This is a genomic window from Streptococcus ruminantium, assembly GCF_003609975.1.
Classification (GTDB): domain Bacteria; phylum Bacillota; class Bacilli; order Lactobacillales; family Streptococcaceae; genus Streptococcus; species Streptococcus ruminantium.
Genome location: NZ_AP018400.1, coordinates 679,272 through 698,884, shown reverse-complemented (window position 1 = coordinate 698,884; position 19,613 = coordinate 679,272). Strand labels below are relative to the sequence as shown.

Here is a 19,613-nt window from a genome sequence, read left to right as displayed (position 1 = left end):
TTTCTCCTTAAATCTAACCTAACTGTTGAATGATGAATGCCAATCAATTCAACACTCACTACTAAAACTTAATCCACCGGCAGATACTTGGTCAAATAGTCTTCCACTAAGGTCATATAGGCTTGGTTTGCGGCATCGTCATTTTGCAGACCATGTCCAGAATGTTCAGCAGTAAGGAACTGGTAGTCAACACCTTTTTCCTTCAAGGCTTTTTCTAGTCGAAGGGCTGCGGCGTAAGGCTGCACCTTATCATGTTTGCCGTAGATGACCACACTTGGCACAGATTCTTCCGTCACCCAGTGGACTGCTGAAATTTCATTGACAATAGCCTTGTAACTACCGTCAACAATCATTTCTTTAGTCACCTCTTGTCCTGACATAGCACTGACAAGACCTGCGGCAGCTTCATGATTGGTATCCGCCCCATAAATGCCCCAATCTTCCATGTAAAAGCTAGAGGGGCCAACACCACCGAAGGTCAAGACCACAGGAACAGGAGCCTCTTTGGCATCCCGATAGGCGTAAATCATAGCCAGAGCATGACCTGCTGAACCGCCTGAAATAGCCATTTTGTCAATTGTATAGCCTTCCTTTTTAGCAGCTTCAATCACATGAGGAATGCTGTCTTTGATTTCCTGAGCCTGAGAAGTAACACTTGCACCATTTTCATCTGTCCGCAAGGTATAGTTGATCCCTGCGGCCACATAGCCCTTGGAAGCCAGCCATTGCAACATCTGCTGGTCATCCTTTTTATCACCGCTTGTAAACCCACCCGCATGCAGATAGACAACAAGTCCGTAGGTCTGCTTACTAGTGTTCGCAGGCAGATAGAGGTCAAACTTTTGGACTTCTTCCTCTCCATAGGACAGATCCGTCACCGTTCTTCCTACCTGCTCCGACCATTCAACAGTGTACTTCTTGGCCCAAGCTGGCTTAATCAGACCTTTAGAAGCTACACCAGCAAGGACAGCCAAGAAAAATACTAAAATTCCTAAGCCCACAAATCTTCTCCTTCTCATAGAAAATTACCTCCCCAAATTGTTCCACCCAAGAGCAGATTAAGGAAAATCCGTACTAACAGGCGACCAACTAACAGTCCAACAATCGCTATAATCCCTATCACCAACCAACGTTTTAAAGTCATGATTACTCCTTGACATTTCCTTCATTTTCAATTAAGATGTAACAAGTGTAACATTCGTTAATTCCCATGTCAATGCCAAAGGCACACTATGTAACAAAAGGAGGAAGTTTGTAACATGACTGCACAAGATTATATCCAAGAAGCCCTTTTGCAACTTATTCAGCAAAAGGCTTATGATAAGATTACCATTACCGATATTGCCAATCGAGCAGGAGTGACCCGCATCAGCTTTTATCGGAATTTTGATAGTAAGGACGCCATTTTAAAACAGGCCTTGGAGAGAGCTTTTTCTGCCTACAAGGAAGAATATGGTAACGACCTGTCCTTCCCCTCACTCTTTGCATTTTTCCAGCAGAACAAGACCTTGATTGACTGCCTCTACAAGAGTGAAAAGGAAATCTTCATCGCCCAACTCCTGACAGACAAGCAAAGTCTAGCTCAATTACCGATTGAAGTAGCCTATTCCTACGCCTTTGTCGGTTATTCGATTCTGGGTGCCTGCACCGCTTGGTACCAGCGAGGCATGGTGGACACCGCAGAAGAAATTTCAAGAATTATGAATCAGCAAAAAAGTAGCTAACTTCGCAGTTAACTACTTTTTTTCATTCTATACCAATCCTTCCAAGAGCCCACGCATGAACTCTTCTGACTTAAATTCACCGATGTCATCAATCTTCTCACCAAAACCGATCAACTTGACAGGCACATCTAATTCTTGTCGAATGGCAAGAACCACTCCACCTTTTGCTGTACCATCCAGTTTCGTCAAAACCAGACCTGTCAACGGTGTAATTTTTGAAAATTCCTTGGCCTGACTGAGAGCATTTTGCCCTGTTGAAGCATCTAAGGCAAGCAAAGTTTCATGAGGTGCATCTGGTAAAGTTCGCTTGATAATGCGACCAATTTTTTCCAACTCTGCCATGAGATGATCCTTATTTTGCAAGCGACCTGCCGTATCAATCATGAGAATATCTACACCTTCTGCCACCGCACGTTCGACTCCGTCAAAAACAACACTGGCAGGATCTGATTTCTCCGGACCCGTCACTACTGGCACATCAACACGACGTCCCCATTCCACCAACTGAGCAACTGCCCCTGCACGGAAAGTATCTGCTGCAACCAACATAACATTTTTACCAGCTTGTTTATACTTGTAGGCCAACTTACCGACAGAGGTTGTTTTACCAACACCATTGACACCCACAAAGAGCATAACAGTCAAGCCATCTTGAAAATTGATCTGTTCGCTGAACTGTCCATCTTTTTCATAAATATCGACGAGTTTTTCGATAATCACGTGACGGAGCTCTTCAGCTTTCTTAGCCTTTTGTAATTTGGCTTCATAGCGGAGCTCCTCTGTCAGTGTAGAAGCGACTTGTACACCTACGTCTGACAAAATCAACATCTCTTCCAGTTCTTCAAAAAATTCTTCGTCAACCGAACGAAAATTAGCAAAGAAAGCATTGAGGCGAGCCCCAAAACCTGTACGGGTCTTTTTCAAAGTTCGTTGGTACTTATCTTGTTCGCTTTCTTGAACTGTTTGTACTAATTGCTGAACAGCCTCAGTCTTTGGTTTGGTTTGGATAGCAGAGCCATCTCCTTCTTCCTGAGCTTCTTTGACATGAGAGGCAGCAGCTTCCTTAGCAGCATAATACTGGCTCATCATATCCAGTGTTCGCTGTCTTCGTTCCTCCTGCTCAACTGTCCATTCAGGCACCACAGGCTGTTCAATAGCTTCTGTTACTTGTTCAGGCTCAACTGGTTCACTTTGTCCCGTCTCTTCTTCTGCCTGATTCTTTTCAAGCTCATCAACTGCTTCTGCCTGACTTTTCTTTTGCGCTTTCTGTCCAAATAATCGATCAAATAATCCCATATTAGTCCCCATTCAGTACATATTTTTTAATGGCCCAAGCAATCCCATCTTCATCATTGCTCTTTGGCAAAACGACTCTGGCAACCGACTTGATTTCATCTGTTGCATTGGCCATCGCTACACCAAGACCAGCCCATTCAATCATGGAAAGATCATTTCCCTCATCGCCACAGGCCATTACTTCTGACTGTTTGATACCTAGATGACCTATCAATTTTGCTAGACCATTTGCCTTATGGACTCCTTTTGGACTCCATTCAAGCAAAATATCCCGTGACTTAAAAATCTCGAAACGCTCATAGAGTTCTACAGGGATTTTTGGAATCTGTTCATCCAAAAAATCTGCGGCAACTGCCGATACGGCCTTGTTGTAAACAAAGTCCTCTGGCATGGTCTCATCCGTAATCAAAATCTTATTGAGCAGCGGATTGCAGGTCAAATAGAGAGAAGAGTGTGCTGACGGTAAAGAGTAAACATCCCCACCATAAAGAACATCCAGCGGCAGGTCTAAGTCATTTGTCACCTGTCGGATGGCACGCACATCCTCAATGCTAAAACCAGTCTTATCTAGGATACGACCTGTATTTTCTTGCACTAAACCACCATTGAAAGTGATAGAATACTGATTTTCACCGAGCAAGTCCAACTCTTCCAGAAAAGTGCCTATCGCTTGCAAGGGACGTCCTGTCGTCAATACAACGTAAACTCCCTGTTGGCGTGCTCTGGCGATAGCTTCTTTGTTAGCTTCCGAAATTCGTTTATCCGATGTCAGAAGTGTTCCGTCTAAATCCAATGCAATCAATTTAATTGCCATTTACTTCCTCCTCTAAATAGGCCAATACCGCTTCGTCATTACAGTGTCCGATCACCTGATCTGCCAGAGCCTTGACATCGGCTCTAGCATTTTCTGTCGCAATAGCATAACCTGCAAATGCCAACATATCTAAATCATTTTGGTTATCACCAAAGGCCACAACCTCCTGCCCACTAAGCCCAAAATGCCTGCATAAGTGTTGAAGACCGACTGCCTTATTGGAACCAGATAGGATAATATCAATATTATCAAATCCCGTTGTCATGGCTGTCACACCTTCAAACGTATCGTTCAACCACTGCCTTGCAGCATCCATTTCCTCAGGAGAAAATTTAGCATTGATTTTGATAATATCTTCTTCAACCTCTTTGAACGAATCAACCAGATGAAAATGGGCATAATAGCTCGTCATTGCTTCCAAGAAACGTGGCTCTGCATTTTTTAATAAATAAAAATTTTCGAGACCCGATAAAACCATGGAACGACTGCTTCCGTAAGGGCCTGCATCTATACCCGCAATCAAGGGAAGGTAAACTTCCGATGGAATAGATTCATCCATAAAAATTACCTGACCTTGATATTCCACAATTGAACCATTTTCTGCCACAAAAGCAATCTCATCCACAAAATCCTCAAAGACCATCTTAAGGCTTAGCAGTGACCGTCCACTAGCGGCTACAAACAAATACCCTTTTTCTTTAAAACGATCAAGCAATCGACGAAAACGCTCTTTATCAAAGCTGTGGTCTTCGCGTAAAAAAGTACCATCCATATCACTAGCATAAAGCTTTTTGATCATAATTTTTCCACATCTTTCAGTTTAACTGAGACAATCTTAGAAACACCTGACTCCTGCATTGTCACTCCATACATGGCATCCGCCGCTGCCATTGTCCCCTTACGGTGAGTCACCACGATGAACTGACTCTCCTTATCAAAACGATTGAGATAATCTCCAAAACGCTTAACATTCGCCTCATCCAAAGCAGCCTCCACCTCATCAAGAATAACAAAGGGAATGGTCTTGACACGGATAATAGAAAATAGCAGAGCAAGAGCCGACAAGGCTTTTTCACCACCAGACATCAGATTGAGCGATTGGATTTTCTTTCCCGGAGGCTGAACAGAAATCTCCACACCCGCTGTCAGCATATCGCTTTCTGTTAATATCAAGTCCGCAGAACCGCCACCAAACATCTGTCTGAACGTCTGCTTGAAGCTTTCGCGAATGGCTTCAAAGGTTACTTTAAAGCGTTCTTTCACCTCATCATCCATCTCATGAATGGTATCAAGGAGCAAATCGCGGGCTGATAAAATATCTGCTCGCTGTTCATTGAGAAAGTTCAAGCGGTTGCTTACTTCATCATACTGTTCGATTGCATCCAAATTGATCGGACCAAGAGTACGAATAGCTCTTTCAAAATCTTTCAGTGCTTGCTCGGCCGCAGGAAGATTTTCTACTTCCTTAGCTTTCTGGCAGGCGGCTTCAAAACTGAGCTTAAAATGCTCAGTCAGGTTCGCAAGCAAATTTCTTAATTTATCCCCTGCCTGCTCACAGTCCGATTCCAACTTGGCCTGCTTGCGAATCAAGTCATCATTTTTAGACCGAGCCTGCTGCAATCTACCTTCCAAATCTTCGAACTGTCCATCAATATCCTCTAGTTCAAATTTTAAGCGAATAAGAATTTGGTTGGTCTGAGTTTGCTTGTCAGTAGCTGCCAGTAATTGTTCTTCCAGAACTTCTATGCTGGTATCCTCAAGAGCTTCTAATTTCTGGTCAATTCTATCTTGTAGGATAGATATTTCCTCATTAGCAGCTTCTTTTTCTACCTTCAAGCGTTGGAGATCTGCCTGCTCAAAGCGAAGCTGACTGGCTACCTCAGTCTGTTCAAGTGTCAAGCGTCCCTTTTGAGCTTGTAAGTTCTGCAAACTCTCTTGGATGCTATCACGATTATCTCGAACTTGGCTGATTTGCTGATTTAGCTCAGCCTTTTTGTCATGCAAAGATTGAACAAGGGTCGCTTCCTCGGCAGCTTGGCCTTCCAGTTCTGTGAGGATTGTGGGACTAATTTGTCCCATTTGTAAATCGTACTGAGCTGTTAACTGAGCTAAACGATTCTCCACTTGTTCCTGACGAATGATTGCACTCTGCTGAGCAAGACGAGCTTGCTCTCCCTCTTCCTTGATAGTATCCAGACTCTCTCTAGCTTGCTCTACGGTCACTTTCTTAGTCGCTACCAAACTCTCTTGTTCTTGCAACTGGCTAGAAAGCTCTGCTATTTCTCCCAAAAGCGCCTCTAATTCTGGCTTGATAAAGGTCGTGCTATTCCCACGGTTGCTACCACCAGCAAAGGAACCACCGGGACGAATTTCAGTCCCATCCATCGTCACCATTCGCACTTGGAACCTAGTTGCACGCGCAGCCTGATTTGCATGATCAATCGTGTCAAAAATTGCAATCGTCCCTAGCAGGTTTTGGAAAATACTATCTAAACCAGCTTGGTAAGTCACCAAATCACTGGCTATTCCCAGAAAACCAACCGAACTTTCAAGGACTGCTAACTGTTGAGCCGCCAACTGCCGTGGCTTGATAGTCGTCAGTGGCAAGAAGGTCGCTCGCCCTTGGCGTTTCTCCTTCAAGAAAGCAATAGCCCGTTTAGCGGTCGCTTCATCCTGAACAATCACATGCTGACTGGCACCACCCAAAGCAATTTCCAAAGCAGTCCGATAACGCGTATCAAAAGTCAGTTGTTCACTAACCGCACCAACAATACCACCCAAACTTGGGGCAGCTTGCAAAACAGCCTTGACTCCAGCATAAAAATTGGAATGATTTTTTAAAATAGCTTCCAAGCTTGACTGCCGAGCCTGTTTCCCCTTGAGCTGATCTAGCAAATCAAACATAAGCCCTTGCTCTTGTTGATAGACTTTCTCAGCCTGCTCAAACTGTTCTTTTCCAGCCTGATAAGCATCCAACAAGCTACGCAGACTGGCTTCAGCCTGCTCCACACTAGCTTGACTCTCTGTCAATTCTTTCTGGGCAGTCTCTTTTTCAGTCTGTAGTCGCGCCAACTCTTCTGATTTACTCTCAGACAAGCTGATTTGATTGGCAATATCTTGCTGAATTTTTGTCAAACGGTTCGACGCTTCAGCCTCTTCCTGCATCAACGTCACATACTGCTCTCGCAAATGGTCTAGAACCTGTTCTGGATCTTCTGAAAAGTAAGAAATCTCTTTATCCACCGCAGCAATATCCACCTGCAAGGTAGCCAGAGTAGCCTCTAGTTGAGCAAGTGTTTCCTGTTTTTGGATAACTTGCTCTTCCAAGTCATCTCGCTTAACCTGCATCGTTTCTAAGCGTTCCTGAGCCTCTTGACGACTAGACTCGTTTTGACTGGATTCCAGCTTATAGACATCTATTTTTCGTTCCAAATCGCTGATCAACTTCGTCAAATCAAGCAAGACAGCCTGTTCTCTCTCCATCTGTTCTGATAGACGGTGGCGCCTGTCCTTTAAGGATTGATTGTCCTGTTCCAACTCAGCCCGCTGTTCATAATAAGTAGCCAAATCTACCTTGACTGCCTCTAATTCTGCTTCCTTGGCAGTTAATGTCTCCTTGCCCAATTTTAACTGAGCGACCAAGACATCTAAATAGAGTTCCTTGCGTTGACCATCCAACTCCAAGAACTTTTTAGCTGTTTGAGCTTGCTTTTCCAAGGGTTTGACCTGATTGTCCAATTCATAGATGATGTCGTCCAAACGATCTAAGTTTCCCTGAGCCTGAGCCAGCTTACTTTCTGTCTCTTTCTTACGGTTTTTGTACTTTAAAACACCCGCAGCTTCTTCAAAAATAGCCCTGCGTTCCTCCGGTTTGGAATTGAAGATGGCCTCAACACGCCCCTGAGAAATGATAGAAAAGGAGTCTCGACCTAAGCCGGTATCCATAAAAAGATCATGAATATCCCGCAGTCGCACCTTCTGACCATCAATCAGGTACTCACTATCACCTGACCGATAAATGTGGCGTTCAACTCTTATTTCTTTGTTCTTATGAGCAATAAACCCTGTACTATTATCCAAAGTCACCACTACAGAAGCATAATTGAGTGGTTTCCGATTCTCTGTCCCGGCAAAGATAACATCTGGCATCTTGCCACCACGTAAACTCTTGGCAGAAGACTCCCCCAAAGCCCAACGCAGACTCTCTGTAATATTGGACTTGCCAGACCCATTGGGACCGACCACAGCAGTCACCCCACGATCAAAAACAACCTTTGTCTTATCCGCAAAGGACTTGAAGCCCTGCATTTCAATCGATTTAAGATACATATCTATCCTCTAGTCTCCACAGCATTTTGGGCGGCAGCTTGTTCCGCTAATTTTTTCGACCGACCACTTCCACGTCCTATCACACGCTGATCCGCCGACACCTCCACCTCAAAAATTTTATCGTGTGCAGGCCCAGACTCTGATATAACCTGATAGGATATTGCAATTTCACCATTGACCTGAAGAATTTCTTGCAAGGCTGTCTTATAGTCTGTCACTCGCTCAAAATTCCCCTTTTCCAGACGAGGAATCATGACCTGATAAAGAAACTGTTCAACGGCCTTTTCTCCCTTGTCTAATAGCAAAGCTCCCAAAAATGCCTCGAAAGCATCACCGAGAATCGTATCCCGATTGCGACCACCAGACTTTTCCTCACCTTTTCCCAGACGAATGAAGGCATCAAAGCCACAAGCACGAGCAAAGCCAGCCAAGGACTCTTCTCTAACAAATGTCGAACGCAATTTGGACATCTCACCTTCAGGACGATCAGGATATTTCTGATAGAGGTACTTGGAAATCATCAACTGGAGAACAGCGTCTCCTAAAAATTCCAAGCGCTCATTATGTGAAATTTTTAGAAGACGATGCTCATTGGCATAAGAGGTATGGGTAAAAGCTGTTTCTAACAAGGTCAGATCCGAAAAATTGATCCCAAAATCTTCCAGTAATTTTGCATGTAAATCGTTCATAATATGCTCCTTTCTCTCAAGTTCAAGTCATATTTACCATGGAAGGTCTTACTTGCATTCCATCTCAATATTATAACACATTTCCTTCTCCACTTCCTACCCTAGCCTAGTTTTCACACAAATGTATCAATTTTTAAATAGGGTTTCTGAAAATAGTTATAGATTCCCTATTCTGTGAAAAAGGTTGGAACGCTTGACAAGCTCGTCTAACTCTGATATAGTATTGTTCGGGCACCTCTTTTAAGAGGTCGGACATAGCTCCCTATTAGCTAGGGGGCGTTTTTGTTTTTTCTGAGCAAAATATTACCCATATAACTAAACATACATAGAGAGGATGCAACACAATGAAACAGATTGCATTTGATTCAAATAAATATTTGAACTTACAACGTGACCATATTTTAGAGCGTATCGCCCAATTTGAGGGTAAACTCTACATGGAATTTGGTGGAAAAATGCTAGAGGATTTCCACGCCGCCCGCGTCCTACCAGGCTATGAACCTGATAATAAAATCAAACTCCTTCAGGAATTAAAAGATCAAGTAGAAATTGTCATCGCAATCAATGCCAGCAATATTGAACATTCAAAAGCGCGCGGTGATTTGGGAATTTCTTATGACCAAGAAGTCTTCCGTCTGATTGACACCTTCAACGATATTGACATCTATGTCGGTTCTGTTGTCATTACCCAATACCGTAACCAACCCGCTGCTGATGCTTTCCGCAAGCAGCTTGAAAAGTATGGCATCAAATCCTATCTACATTATCCAATAAAAGGTTATCCCTCTGATATTGACTACATTATCTCGCCGGAAGGTATGGGAAAAAATGACTATATCGAAACAAGTCGCAATCTCGTTGTTGTGACAGCTCCAGGTCCTGGTTCTGGTAAATTGGCAACCTGTATTTCTCAACTATATCACGATCAACTTCATGGCATTACATCTGGTTATGCCAAGTTTGAAACCTTCCCTGTCTGGAATTTACCTCTTCATCATCCAGTGAACCTGGCCTACGAGGCTGCTACTGCCGATCTTGACGATTTGAATATGATTGACCCATTCCATTTGCAGACTTATGGAAAAACAGCAGTCAACTACAATCGAGACATTGAAGTATTTCCTGTACTCAACCGTACCTTTGAGCGTATCTTAACGAAATCACCATACGCTTCACCGACTGATATGGGAGTCAATATGGTCGGCTATTCAATCATCAACGAAGAGGCTGCCATTGAAGCTTCTAAACAAGAGATTATTCGTCGCTACTATCAAACCTTGGTCGATTTTAAGGCGGAACGTGTCAGCGAGCAAGCTGTCAAGAAGATTGAATTGCTGATGAACGAGGTCGGTGTAACCCCAGCGGACCGTAAAGTCACCCTTGCAGCACGCCAAAAAGCTGAAGAAACCAATGCCCCTGCTCTTGCTATTGAGTTACCAAGTGGAGAGATTGTGACAGGTAAAACATCCGACCTACTCAAACCGACTGCCAGCGTTCTCTTGAACGCCATCAAGCAGATTGCTCAAATCGATGATGCTGTTTTATTGATTGAGCCAAACTATATCCGTCCAATCCAAGAGCTAAAAACCAACCACCTAGATAAACACAATACCCGTCTCAATGCCAGCGAAATCCTCAATGCCCTTGCTATTACCGCCCAAGATAGCTCACTTGCTGCAACAGCCATGAAAGAATTGGGACATTTGAACGGTAGCGAAGCTCATTCGACAGTTATCCTATCCGACGAAGATAAAAGCGTCCTTCGCAAACTAGGTATCAACCTTACTTTTGATCCTATTTATCAACACAACAAGTTTTATCAGAAAAACTAAACATAAAAAACACTTGTCAGAGTAATATTTTCTGACAGGTGTTTTTATAATCACTATAATAACAGAGCATGCAAAAGCACTTCCAAAATCGGAAGTGCTACAATTTAATTAGTCAAAATCTACATACTCTTTTTGAAGGGCAAGAACTTCTTCAGCTGTTGCACACTCTGTCAATGCACGCTGAGCGTATTCTTCCATCTTGGCAGTGTCCAATTTCTTCATGAGGCTACGTGTACGAAGAACAGAGGTCGCACTCATAGAGAACTCATCCAAGCCCATACCAACAAGAAGTGGAACAGCTTGTTGGTCGCCTGCCATCTCACCACACATACCAGCCCACTTGCCTTCTGCATGTGCAGCCTTGATTACATTGTTAATCAAACGTAGGATAGATGGGTTGTATGGTTGGTAAAGGTATGAAACCTGCTCGTTCATACGATCTGCCGCCATTGTGTATTGGATAAGATCGTTTGTACCAATAGAGAAGAAGTCTACTTCTTTTGCAAATTGGTCCGCAATCATCGCTGCTGCTGGGATTTCAATCATAATACCCACTTCAATATCATCTGCAACTGCAATGCCTGCTGCCAACAAGTTTGCTTTTTCTTCTTCAAGGATAGCTTTCGCCGCACGGAACTCTGTCAACAGAGCAACCATTGGGAACATGATCCGTAGTTTTCCGTGTACAGATGAACGAAGAAGAGCGCGCAACTGTGTACGGAACATTTGGTTACCAGTCTCAGAGATAGAGATACGAAGGGCACGGAAACCAAGGAATGGGTTCATCTCATGCGGGAGATCAAAGTAAGGAAGCTCCTTATCACCACCAATATCCATTGTACGAACCACAACTGGTTTGCCATTCATACCTTCAAGTACTGCTTTATACGCTTCGTATTGCTCATCTTCAGTCGGGAAGTCTTGAGAATCCATGTACAAGAACTCTGTCCGATAAAGACCGACAGCTTCTGCACCGTTATCATTAACACCCTCAACGTCTTTTGGTGTACCGATATTGGCTGCCAATTCAAAGTGCTTGCCATCAGCAGTAACTGTTTGAGCATCTTTGAGGAGAGCCCACTCAGCTTTTTGTTTTGCATAAGCTTCGCCAGCAGCCTTAAATTCTGCAATCACTTCTTCAGATGGGTTGATAACAACATCACCGGTGATACCGTTAACAGCCAATACATCGCCATCTTTGACAATTTCCGTAATGTTATTTGTCCCTAAAACAGCCGCAATTTCAAGTGTACGAGCCATAATAGCTGAATGGCTTGTACGTCCACCGATATTTGTCACAAAGGCTTTTACAAACTGTTTGTTCAACTGTGCTGTATCTGAAGGGGTCAAGTCATGAGCAATGACGATAGACTCTTCATCAATAGCTGCTGGGTTTGGCAAACGAACACCAAGCAAATGCGCCAACACACGCTTAGCTACGTCACGAATATCTGCTGCACGCTCTTGCATGTATGGGTTGTCTTCCATACCTTCAAAGATAGCGATAAACATATCTGTGACTTCTTTCAAACCTGTCTCAGCATTGGTTTTCTTAGCACGGATTGTCTCTTTTATCTGACCGATCATTTCTGGGTCAGAAAGAACCATCAAATGTGCATCAAATACGGCTGCGGCCTCTTCACCTAGGCTAGCTACTGCGTTCTCACGAATAACAGAAAGCTCGTTCTGTGATGCTTCTAGAGCAGCATCCAAACGAGCTTCCTCTGCATTTGTATCTTCAACTGTAACAGTTTCGAAAGACAAATCTGGCTGAACGAGTAGATATGCCTTAGCAACGGCAACACCATCTGATGCTGCAATTCCTTTAAGCATTTCTGTCATCTTTTTATGCCAATCCTTCTTTTTCCATTGTTTCAGTGATAGCTGCGATTGCATCGTCAGCATCGGCACCTTCAGCAGAGATTGTTACGTCAGCGCCTTGACCAACACCAAGACTCATAACACCCATGATAGATTTAAGGTTAACAGACTTTTCTTTGTAGTTCAAAGTGATGTCTGAAGCAAATTTGCTAGCTGTTTGCACAAGCAATGTTGCTGGACGTGCATGAATACCTGTTTCTGCCACAATGTGGAAGTCTTTTGAAGCCATATTTGGATTCTCCTTTGTTTTTACAAAATTGTGAGTTACTCGTGATAACCCTTACAGAGGACATTATACCACTTCTTGAAATCATTTTCAATATTTTTTTACTTTTCTTTCATATTCTAGTACAAAAAAACGACCTTGTTTCATTCTTTCTACTATTAAATAAACTCAATCCCAGACAGAAGGATTGAGAGAAAGCGAAAATCAAGTAAAGATAGTATTGACCTTTTTATTATACCATAAATATTTTTATAGAAACAGACTTGTTTCTTTGCTATTTAATTTAGTATCCGAATACTGCGAGAGAGGTGACCATGAAAAACTTAAAACTATTTCTCATCTTATTTTTCATAAATAGCTAGTATTGTCATATTTTACTTTTCAGTAAGAAAAAAATATTTTTGTGTCGCTATCAAGCATATCGTACTTTGTTGTATTTATGTTTCAACTATTCAGCATAATACAATACGAGACAAGGATAGCTTTCTGGTCAACAGCACGAATGATAGACCTATTATCAAGAACGGATAAGCACTATATATGGTATTTTACAAAATAAAAATATACTATATTTTGTGATTTTGCCTAAACTTCCTTCTTGACTTTCATCTCAAAATTTTGTATGCTAGTCTGGTAACAAAATTAGGATTTTTGATAATCCTTCATGGACAAAGGAGAACTTGAGTGGTAACAATCTATTCAAAAAACAACTGTGTACAATGCAAAATGACTAAGAAATTCTTGGACCAGCACAATGTAGAATACAAAGAAATCAATCTAGATGAGCAACCTGAGTTTATCGAGCATGTTAAAGAACTCGGTTTCTCAGCGGCACCAGTAATCGAAACTGAAAACGGTGTCTTCTCAGGCTTCCAACCAGGAAAATTAAAAGCTTTGGTTTAATACTATTTTACCTTCCTATATAAATAGAAAGAGATTGCAACTATGAGTTTGAAAGAGTTAGGCGATGTTTCCTACTTCCGTCTAAATAATGAAATTAACCGCCCTGTAAATGGGCAAATTCCCCTCCATAAAGACCAAGAAGCTGTCAAAGCTTTCTTTAAGGAGAATGTCCTTCCAAATACCAAACAGTTTGATTCCATTTTAGATAAAATTGCTTATCTACTGGAAGAAAACTACCTTGAAAAAGAATTTTTGGAGCAGTACAGTCCTGAATTTATCATAAAAATTGATCAATTTTTGAAAGATCAAGACTTCCGCTTCAAATCGTTCATGGCGGCATACAAATTCTACAACCAGTATGCCCTCAAGACCAACGACGGTGCCTACTACTTGGAAAGCATGGAAGATCGTGTGCTTTTCAATGCCTTGTATTTTGCAGAAGGCGATGAGGAATTGGCATTGAATTTGGCAAATGAGATGATTCACTTGCGTTATCAGCCTGCGACTCCTTCTTTCTTAAACGCTGGGCGTGCCCGTCGTGGTGAGTTGGTATCTTGCTTCCTCATCCAAGTAACAGACGATATGAACTCGATTGGTCGTTCTATCAACTCGGCTCTGCAATTATCCCGTATCGGTGGCGGTGTGGGGATTTCTCTCAGCAACTTGCGTGAAGCCGGTGCACCAATCAAGGGCTACGAGGGAGCTGCCTCTGGTGTTGTTCCAGTTATGAAACTCTTTGAAGATAGCTTCTCCTATTCTAACCAACTCGGTCAGCGCCAGGGGGCAGGAGTTGTCTACCTAGATGTTTTCCATCCAGACATCATCGCCTTCCTTTCTACCAAGAAGGAAAATGCTGATGAGAAGGTTCGTGTGAAGACTCTCTCACTTGGTATTACTGTTCCTGACAAATTTTACGAACTGGCTCGTAAGAACGAAGATATGTATCTCTTCAGCCCTTATTCTATCGAACTAGAATACGGTATCCCATACAATTACATTGATATAACAGAAAAATACGATGAGTTGGTCGCTAATCCTCGTATCCGTAAAACAAAAATCAAGGCGCGCGACTTGGAGACAGAGATTTCAAAACTACAACAGGAATCTGGCTATCCTTATGTGATTAACATTGATACAGCCAACCGTAGCAATCCTGTTGATGGTAAGATTATCATGTCTAACCTCTGTTCAGAGATTCTTCAAGTACAAACTCCTAGTGTTCTCAACGATTCTCAGGAGTACTTGACTATGGGAACAGATGTTTCATGCAATCTCGGCTCAACCAATATCGTCAACCTCATGAAATCACCTGACTTCGGTCGTTCTGTCCGCACCATGACACGTGCTTTGACCTATGTAACAGACCATTCACATATCTCTGCGGTGCCATCCATTGAAGCTGGAAATAGTCAGGCCCACTCTATCGGTCTCGGTGCTATGGGACTCCACAGCTATCTGGCTCAACATCTGATCGATTATGGATCACAAACAGCGGTGGAATTTACCAATATCTACTTTATGCTCCTCAACTACTGGACCTTGGTAGAGTCAAACAATATTGCGCGTGAGCGCAGGACTACTTTCCAAAATTTTGAAAAATCAGCCTATGCAGATGGTACTTACTTTGACAAGTATGTAACTGGTGACTACCAGCCACAATCAAATCGTGTGAAAGAGTTATTTGAAGGGATCTTTATTCCAAGCGGACAAGATTGGGCTGAACTGCGTGAGAAGGTAAAAGCTGATGGACTTTATCACCAGAATCGTCTAGCTGTTGCGCCGAATGGTTCTATCAGCTATATCAATGATGTTTCAGCTTCTATCCATCCGATTACTCAACGTATTGAAGAACGCCAAGAGAAGAAAATCGGTAAGATTTACTATCCTGCTGCTGGACTTTCTACTGCAACGATTCCATTCTACAAATCAGCCTATGACATGGATATGCGCAAGGTTATTGATGTTTATGCTGCTGCAACCGAGCATGTGGATCAGGGCTTATCACTCACACTTTTCCTCCGTAGCGAGCTGCCAAAAGCCCTTTACGAATGGAAAAAAGAGAATAAGCAAACCACACGTGACCTGTCTATTCTTCGTAACTATGCCTTTAACAAAGGTATCAAATCAATCTACTACATCCGTACTTTCACGGATGATGGCGAAGAAGTCGGCGCAAACCAATGTGAGTCGTGTGTTATCTGATGTTTTGAATAAAGATTATTCGACATTGTAACGTTTGGAAAATGTTTATCCGTTTGGATTGAAAAAATAAAGCAAGAAAAAACTTTATTCAACAACTAACATCAAGGAAAACGAACGACAGATAGGCTGCTTCGGAATTGTATCATGACAGTTCTGATGCTTGGTAAATAAACGCAAAAATAATTAGTGATAAAACGAAAGAAAACAATATGGAAACCTACTACAAAGCCATAAACTGGAACGCCATTGAAGACGTTATCGATAAGTCTACTTGGGAAAAGTTGACCGAGCAATTTTGGCTCGATACCCGTATCCCCCTGTCAAACGACTTGGATGACTGGCGTAAATTGACTGCCGAAGAAAAAGACCTGGTTGGTAAGGTCTTCGGTGGCTTGACTCTTTTGGATACCCTGCAATCTGAAACAGGGGTGCAGGCATTGCGCAATGACATTCGGACCCCTCATGAGGAGGCTGTTTACAACAATATCCAATTCATGGAGTCTGTCCATGCCAAGTCCTACTCTTCTATCTTTTCAACCTTGAATACCAAATCAGAGATTGAGGACATCTTCGAGTGGACAAACAGCAATGAATACCTGCAACGCAAGGCGAAGATAATCAACGAAATCTATGAGACTGGGACACCACTTGAAAAGAAGATCGCCAGTGTGTTTTTGGAAACCTTCCTCTTCTACTCTGGTTTCTTTACTCCGCTTTACTATCTTGGAAATAATAAACTCGCTAACGTTGCTGAAATTATCAAACTGATTATCCGTGACGAGTCTGTCCACGGTACCTATATCGGTTACAAGTTTCAGGTCGGTTTCAATGAATTGCCAGAGGAGGAGCAAGAGAAACTCCGCGACTGGATGTATGACCTCCTCTACCAGCTCTATGAAAACGAGGAAGGCTACACGCGCTCTCTTTATGATGCTGTTGGGTGGACAGAAGAAGTCTTGACCTTCCTCCGCTACAATGCCAACAAGGCGCTGATGAACCTGGGACAAGATCCGCTTTTTCCAGACTCAGCAGATGATGTCAACCCGATTATCATGAACGGTATCTCAACTGGTACATCAAACCACGACTTCTTCTCACAGGTGGGAAATGGATACTTGCTCGGTGAAGTTGAAGCTATGCAGGACGACGACTATTTGTATGGATTGTAAGAGACCCTAGCGCCACAGGGCAAATGGGTAGCCCTATGCTCCTCAGAAATAGAGTAAATAATTATTGCAAGGATTTAGTTTTGATTTATACAGGACTAAGTCCTTTCTTTTGTTTTGTTTTGTTTTCAGATAATTTTGAACCTAATTTTCACTGTCATGATACATCAGATAGTGTAGCAATTAAAAACTTTGTAAGGCGTCAGATCAGTATTTTTTTAATGGTAATTGCGTTGAAAAAATCCAGTAAAACTCCGTGTTTTCCCGGTATTGGAGTTAATTAGTGTTCCCAAAATTAAATGACATTAAATTTTCAGTAAATTCGTGAAGATAATATTTTTATAACAATATATAAAATATAAGGGTTCATCTTTTATGGAATGATATACTAGTATATATAAAAATGAAGAAAGAGAGATATTTTATGACTCCACAGAAGAAAAGGCATTACAGTATTCGTAAATTGCGAGCTGGTGTCGGGTCAATTCTCATTGGAACCACATTATTATTTGGACTTTCGACACAACTCGTTCAAGCAAATGTCACAACAGATGGCACTACTAGTGACTCAGCAGGGGGAACTGCCGCAACACCAGGTGTAACAGCTACTGGTACAAATGCTGCTACTACAGCTACGGGAGGGGAAACTGCTACTACAGAAGAGAAACCAAAAGTAGAGGAACCAAAAGAAAAACCTGTGGAGGAAACACCTAAGGAAGCAGCACCGAAGGCAGAGGACAAAAAAGAGGCTGAAACCCCAAATACTCCTACAAACCCTGCCGATCACCCAATGGTTAAAGAATTGGAAAAACTCCTAGAAGAAGTTAACAAACAATCTCCTTTAGACGAAACTGGTCCTTTTAAGGGACAAGCCGAATTTTGGAAAGGACAGAAACCAATTGCAGAAGCTCGATTAAAGAGTGCTAAATCAAAAACTGATGAAAAAGAAATAAAAAATTCCCTAGAAGACTATGTCCAATATGCTAAGATTGAAAAAATGGCACGTCATGCACAGCAGCTATATAAAAAGCACGCTTCAAGCACAGAGATGTTAGACCTTATCAAGAAAGCATTTGAAATCGGGAAAGATAAAGATACCTATGCTTCTTTGGAAGGACCTAATTTAGTAACCTATGTCAACGATGATGTTATTAGACCTTATAATCAAATTTTAGAATTAGCTAAAAAACTAGACGAAGAAAAAGCTAAAAAAGAGAAAGAAAAAGAGCAACCTGCCCCTGCTCCAGAGGAACCTAAGAAGGAGGAGAAACCTGCTCCAGAAAAACCGGAAGATAAAGATAAGCCTGAAAAAACTCCGGATTCTCAACCTCAACAGCCGGAAGACAAAGACAAGCCGACTCCTGAGAAACCAGAAAAACAACCAGAGGATACGGATAAACCTGAGGAAGCACCTAAGAAGCCTGAGGATACAGAGAAACCTGCAGATCCTAAGGAACCAGAAGTACCTAAGAAAGACGAAACACCTGCTCCTACTCCAGATCCTAAGAAGGATACAGAGAAACCTGCTCCATCTCAGCCTAAGCAAGATGATAGCATGAAGAAAGACTACAAACTCTTCTATCAAACAAAAGATAAGACAGAAGAAGTGGACTTCAAAGGTACACCAGAAGAGCTAAAAGCAACCTTGGATAAAGCAATAGAGAAATACAAACAAAATGGTTATCCTTATGTTGACCGATTTGAAAGAGAAAATCGAATCCTACTGGTCTTCAATCAGCATAAGAGCATTATTGTATTAGAAACAAACGGTGATGGCGGTAGCCGACAAAGTCGTCCGTTCTACGGAACTCCTCAAGAGCTTGAAGCAGAAATCAAGAAGCTGACAGAAAATCTATCTGATACATACAAGATTGAGAAAAAAGAAGGTTACGACAAACTAGACCCTACCGTTAAGACAATTACTCTCGTCTTGACAAAATTGTCAGATACACCTAAAGAAACTCCTGCACCTAAGAAAGAAGACAAGCCGACTCCACCTAAGGATGAGAAACAAACTCAGCCTGAGGACAAGAAACCTGAACAACCTAAGAAGGATGAGAAACAAACTCAGCCTGAGGATAAGAAGCCTGAACAACCTAAGAAGGACGAGAAACAAACTCAGCCTGAGGATAAGAAGCCTGAACAACCTAAGAAGGATGAGAAACAAACTCAACCTGAAGGCAAGAAAGCTGAGAAACCTAAGGACGAGAAGCAAACTCAACCTGAAGGCAAGAAAGCTGAGAAACCTAAGGATGAGAAACAAACTCAACCTGAAGGCAAGAAACCTGAGCAACCTAAGGATAAGAAGCCAGTTCCTGCTCCTAAGAAAGCAGAGAAAGCTATGCCATCTAAGGCACGGACTCCTAAGAAAGTCTTGCCAAATACAGGTGAGGCATCTTCTATCCTTGCAGTACTGGGAAGTGGATTACTAGGATTCTTGGGAATAGCGCACACTAAAAAAAGAAAAAAATAAAGCACCTCTGACGAATCAGAGATAGCAATGTGCCATCTAGCTATCTCTTCTATCAATAGACTTGCTTTAAGAAACCCA

15 protein-coding genes are annotated in these 19,613 nt (G+C 42.3%); 6 read left to right on the top strand and 9 right to left on the bottom strand.

Annotation, left to right across the window (positions count from 1 at the left end):
- Positions 1 to 68 precede the first annotated feature (68 nt).
- Positions 69 to 1,019, bottom strand: a complete 951-nt coding sequence (locus SR187_RS03395; RefSeq protein WP_120171516.1) for an alpha/beta hydrolase — start codon at positions 1,017 to 1,019, stop codon at positions 69 to 71.
- Positions 1,016 to 1,144 (bottom strand): hypothetical protein, encoded by a 129-nt coding sequence (locus SR187_RS10170; protein ID WP_265573511.1) that lies wholly within the window; start codon positions 1,142 to 1,144, stop codon positions 1,016 to 1,018. Before SR187_RS10170 ends, SR187_RS03395 begins: the two co-directional genes overlap by 4 nt.
- A 115-nt stretch (positions 1,145 to 1,259) precedes the next feature.
- Between SR187_RS10170 and SR187_RS03390 the strand changes: the two genes are divergently transcribed.
- Entirely contained in the window at positions 1,260 to 1,724 is a 465-nt protein-coding gene (locus SR187_RS03390; RefSeq protein ID WP_120171515.1) for a TetR/AcrR family transcriptional regulator, read from the top strand.
- 27 nt (positions 1,725 to 1,751) lie between these two features.
- Here SR187_RS03390 and ftsY read toward each other — a convergent pair whose 3' ends face one another.
- Genes ftsY through rnc form a run of 5 tightly spaced genes read right to left on the bottom strand, consistent with a single transcriptional unit; the run spans position 1,752 to position 8,852 of the window.
- A complete protein-coding gene (gene ftsY / locus SR187_RS03385) occupies positions 1,752 to 3,020 on the bottom strand; it encodes a signal recognition particle-docking protein FtsY (protein ID WP_120171514.1) in 1,269 nt (422 codons plus the stop codon).
- 1 nt (position 3,021) lies between these two features.
- On the bottom strand, positions 3,022 to 3,834 hold the full coding sequence (locus tag SR187_RS03380) for a Cof-type HAD-IIB family hydrolase (RefSeq protein WP_120171513.1): 813 nt from the start codon (positions 3,832 to 3,834) through the stop codon (positions 3,022 to 3,024).
- Positions 3,824 to 4,633: a Cof-type HAD-IIB family hydrolase gene (locus tag SR187_RS03375; RefSeq protein WP_120171512.1), complete on the bottom strand. Its 810-nt coding sequence runs from the start codon at positions 4,631 to 4,633 to the stop codon at positions 3,824 to 3,826. The genes SR187_RS03380 and SR187_RS03375 overlap by 11 nt, the downstream gene beginning before the upstream one ends.
- Positions 4,630 to 8,163, bottom strand: coding sequence for a chromosome segregation protein SMC (smc, locus tag SR187_RS03370; protein ID WP_120171511.1), 3,534 nt, complete (start codon positions 8,161 to 8,163; stop codon positions 4,630 to 4,632). Before smc ends, SR187_RS03375 begins: the two co-directional genes overlap by 4 nt.
- A 2-nt stretch (positions 8,164 to 8,165) precedes the next feature.
- The gene (rnc, locus tag SR187_RS03365) at positions 8,166 to 8,852 is read right to left on the bottom strand and encodes a ribonuclease III (RefSeq protein ID WP_120171510.1); all 687 of its coding nucleotides are present in this window, start codon (positions 8,850 to 8,852) and stop codon (positions 8,166 to 8,168) included.
- 344 nt (positions 8,853 to 9,196) lie between these two features.
- Between rnc and SR187_RS03360 the strand changes: the two genes are divergently transcribed.
- Positions 9,197 to 10,684: a DUF1846 domain-containing protein gene (locus tag SR187_RS03360; RefSeq protein WP_120171509.1), complete on the top strand. Its 1,488-nt coding sequence runs from the start codon at positions 9,197 to 9,199 to the stop codon at positions 10,682 to 10,684.
- Positions 10,685 to 10,792: 108 nt separating this feature from the next.
- Here SR187_RS03360 and ptsP read toward each other — a convergent pair whose 3' ends face one another.
- Both ptsP and SR187_RS03350 read right to left on the bottom strand, forming a co-directional pair.
- Entirely contained in the window at positions 10,793 to 12,526 is a 1,734-nt protein-coding gene (gene ptsP, locus SR187_RS03355; protein WP_120171508.1) for a phosphoenolpyruvate--protein phosphotransferase, read from the bottom strand.
- A gap of 4 nt (positions 12,527 to 12,530) precedes the next feature.
- The gene (locus SR187_RS03350) at positions 12,531 to 12,794 is read right to left on the bottom strand and encodes a phosphocarrier protein HPr (RefSeq protein WP_002936050.1); all 264 of its coding nucleotides are present in this window, start codon (positions 12,792 to 12,794) and stop codon (positions 12,531 to 12,533) included.
- Between the two features lie 681 nt (positions 12,795 to 13,475).
- On the opposite strand from SR187_RS03350, the gene nrdH reads away from it, so the two are divergent.
- The 4 genes from nrdH to SR187_RS03330 all read left to right on the top strand — a co-directional run bounded on the left by nrdH (position 13,476) and on the right by SR187_RS03330 (position 19,535).
- Positions 13,476 to 13,694: a glutaredoxin-like protein NrdH gene (nrdH, locus tag SR187_RS03345; protein WP_024532387.1), complete on the top strand. Its 219-nt coding sequence runs from the start codon at positions 13,476 to 13,478 to the stop codon at positions 13,692 to 13,694.
- A gap of 42 nt (positions 13,695 to 13,736) precedes the next feature.
- Positions 13,737 to 15,896, top strand: a complete 2,160-nt coding sequence (nrdE, locus tag SR187_RS03340; RefSeq protein ID WP_120171507.1) for a class 1b ribonucleoside-diphosphate reductase subunit alpha — start codon at positions 13,737 to 13,739, stop codon at positions 15,894 to 15,896.
- Positions 15,897 to 16,105: 209 nt separating this feature from the next.
- Positions 16,106 to 17,065: a class 1b ribonucleoside-diphosphate reductase subunit beta gene (gene nrdF, locus SR187_RS03335; protein ID WP_120171506.1), complete on the top strand. Its 960-nt coding sequence runs from the start codon at positions 16,106 to 16,108 to the stop codon at positions 17,063 to 17,065.
- Positions 17,066 to 17,486: 421 nt separating this feature from the next.
- The gene (locus tag SR187_RS03330; protein WP_160113875.1) at positions 17,487 to 19,535 is read left to right on the top strand and encodes a GAG-binding domain-containing protein; all 2,049 of its coding nucleotides are present in this window, start codon (positions 17,487 to 17,489) and stop codon (positions 19,533 to 19,535) included.
- Positions 19,536 to 19,613 lie beyond the last annotated feature (78 nt).

Bases quoted from the DNA above. Each gene is read 5' to 3' on its own strand.
- SR187_RS03395 (WP_120171516.1), bottom strand. From the start codon at position 1,019: ATGAGAAGGAGAAGATTTGTGGGCTTAGGAATTTTAGTATTTTTCTTG.
- SR187_RS10170 (WP_265573511.1), bottom strand. From the start codon at position 1,144: ATGACTTTAAAACGTTGGTTGGTGATAGGGATTATAGCGATTGTTGGA.
- SR187_RS03390 (WP_120171515.1), top strand. From the start codon at position 1,260: ATGACTGCACAAGATTATATCCAAGAAGCCCTTTTGCAACTTATTCAG.
- ftsY (WP_120171514.1), bottom strand. From the start codon at position 3,020: ATGGGATTATTTGATCGATTATTTGGACAGAAAGCGCAAAAGAAAAGT.
- SR187_RS03380 (WP_120171513.1), bottom strand. From the start codon at position 3,834: ATGGCAATTAAATTGATTGCATTGGATTTAGACGGAACACTTCTGACA.
- SR187_RS03375 (WP_120171512.1), bottom strand. From the start codon at position 4,633: ATGATCAAAAAGCTTTATGCTAGTGATATGGATGGTACTTTTTTACGC.
- smc (WP_120171511.1), bottom strand. From the start codon at position 8,163: ATGTATCTTAAATCGATTGAAATGCAGGGCTTCAAGTCCTTTGCGGAT.
- rnc (WP_120171510.1), bottom strand. From the start codon at position 8,852: ATGAACGATTTACATGCAAAATTACTGGAAGATTTTGGGATCAATTTT.
- SR187_RS03360 (WP_120171509.1), top strand. From the start codon at position 9,197: ATGAAACAGATTGCATTTGATTCAAATAAATATTTGAACTTACAACGT.
- ptsP (WP_120171508.1), bottom strand. From the start codon at position 12,526: ATGACAGAAATGCTTAAAGGAATTGCAGCATCAGATGGTGTTGCCGTT.
- SR187_RS03350 (WP_002936050.1), bottom strand. From the start codon at position 12,794: ATGGCTTCAAAAGACTTCCACATTGTGGCAGAAACAGGTATTCATGCA.
- nrdE (WP_120171507.1), top strand. From the start codon at position 13,737: ATGAGTTTGAAAGAGTTAGGCGATGTTTCCTACTTCCGTCTAAATAAT.
- nrdF (WP_120171506.1), top strand. From the start codon at position 16,106: ATGGAAACCTACTACAAAGCCATAAACTGGAACGCCATTGAAGACGTT.
- SR187_RS03330 (WP_160113875.1), top strand. From the start codon at position 17,487: ATGACTCCACAGAAGAAAAGGCATTACAGTATTCGTAAATTGCGAGCT.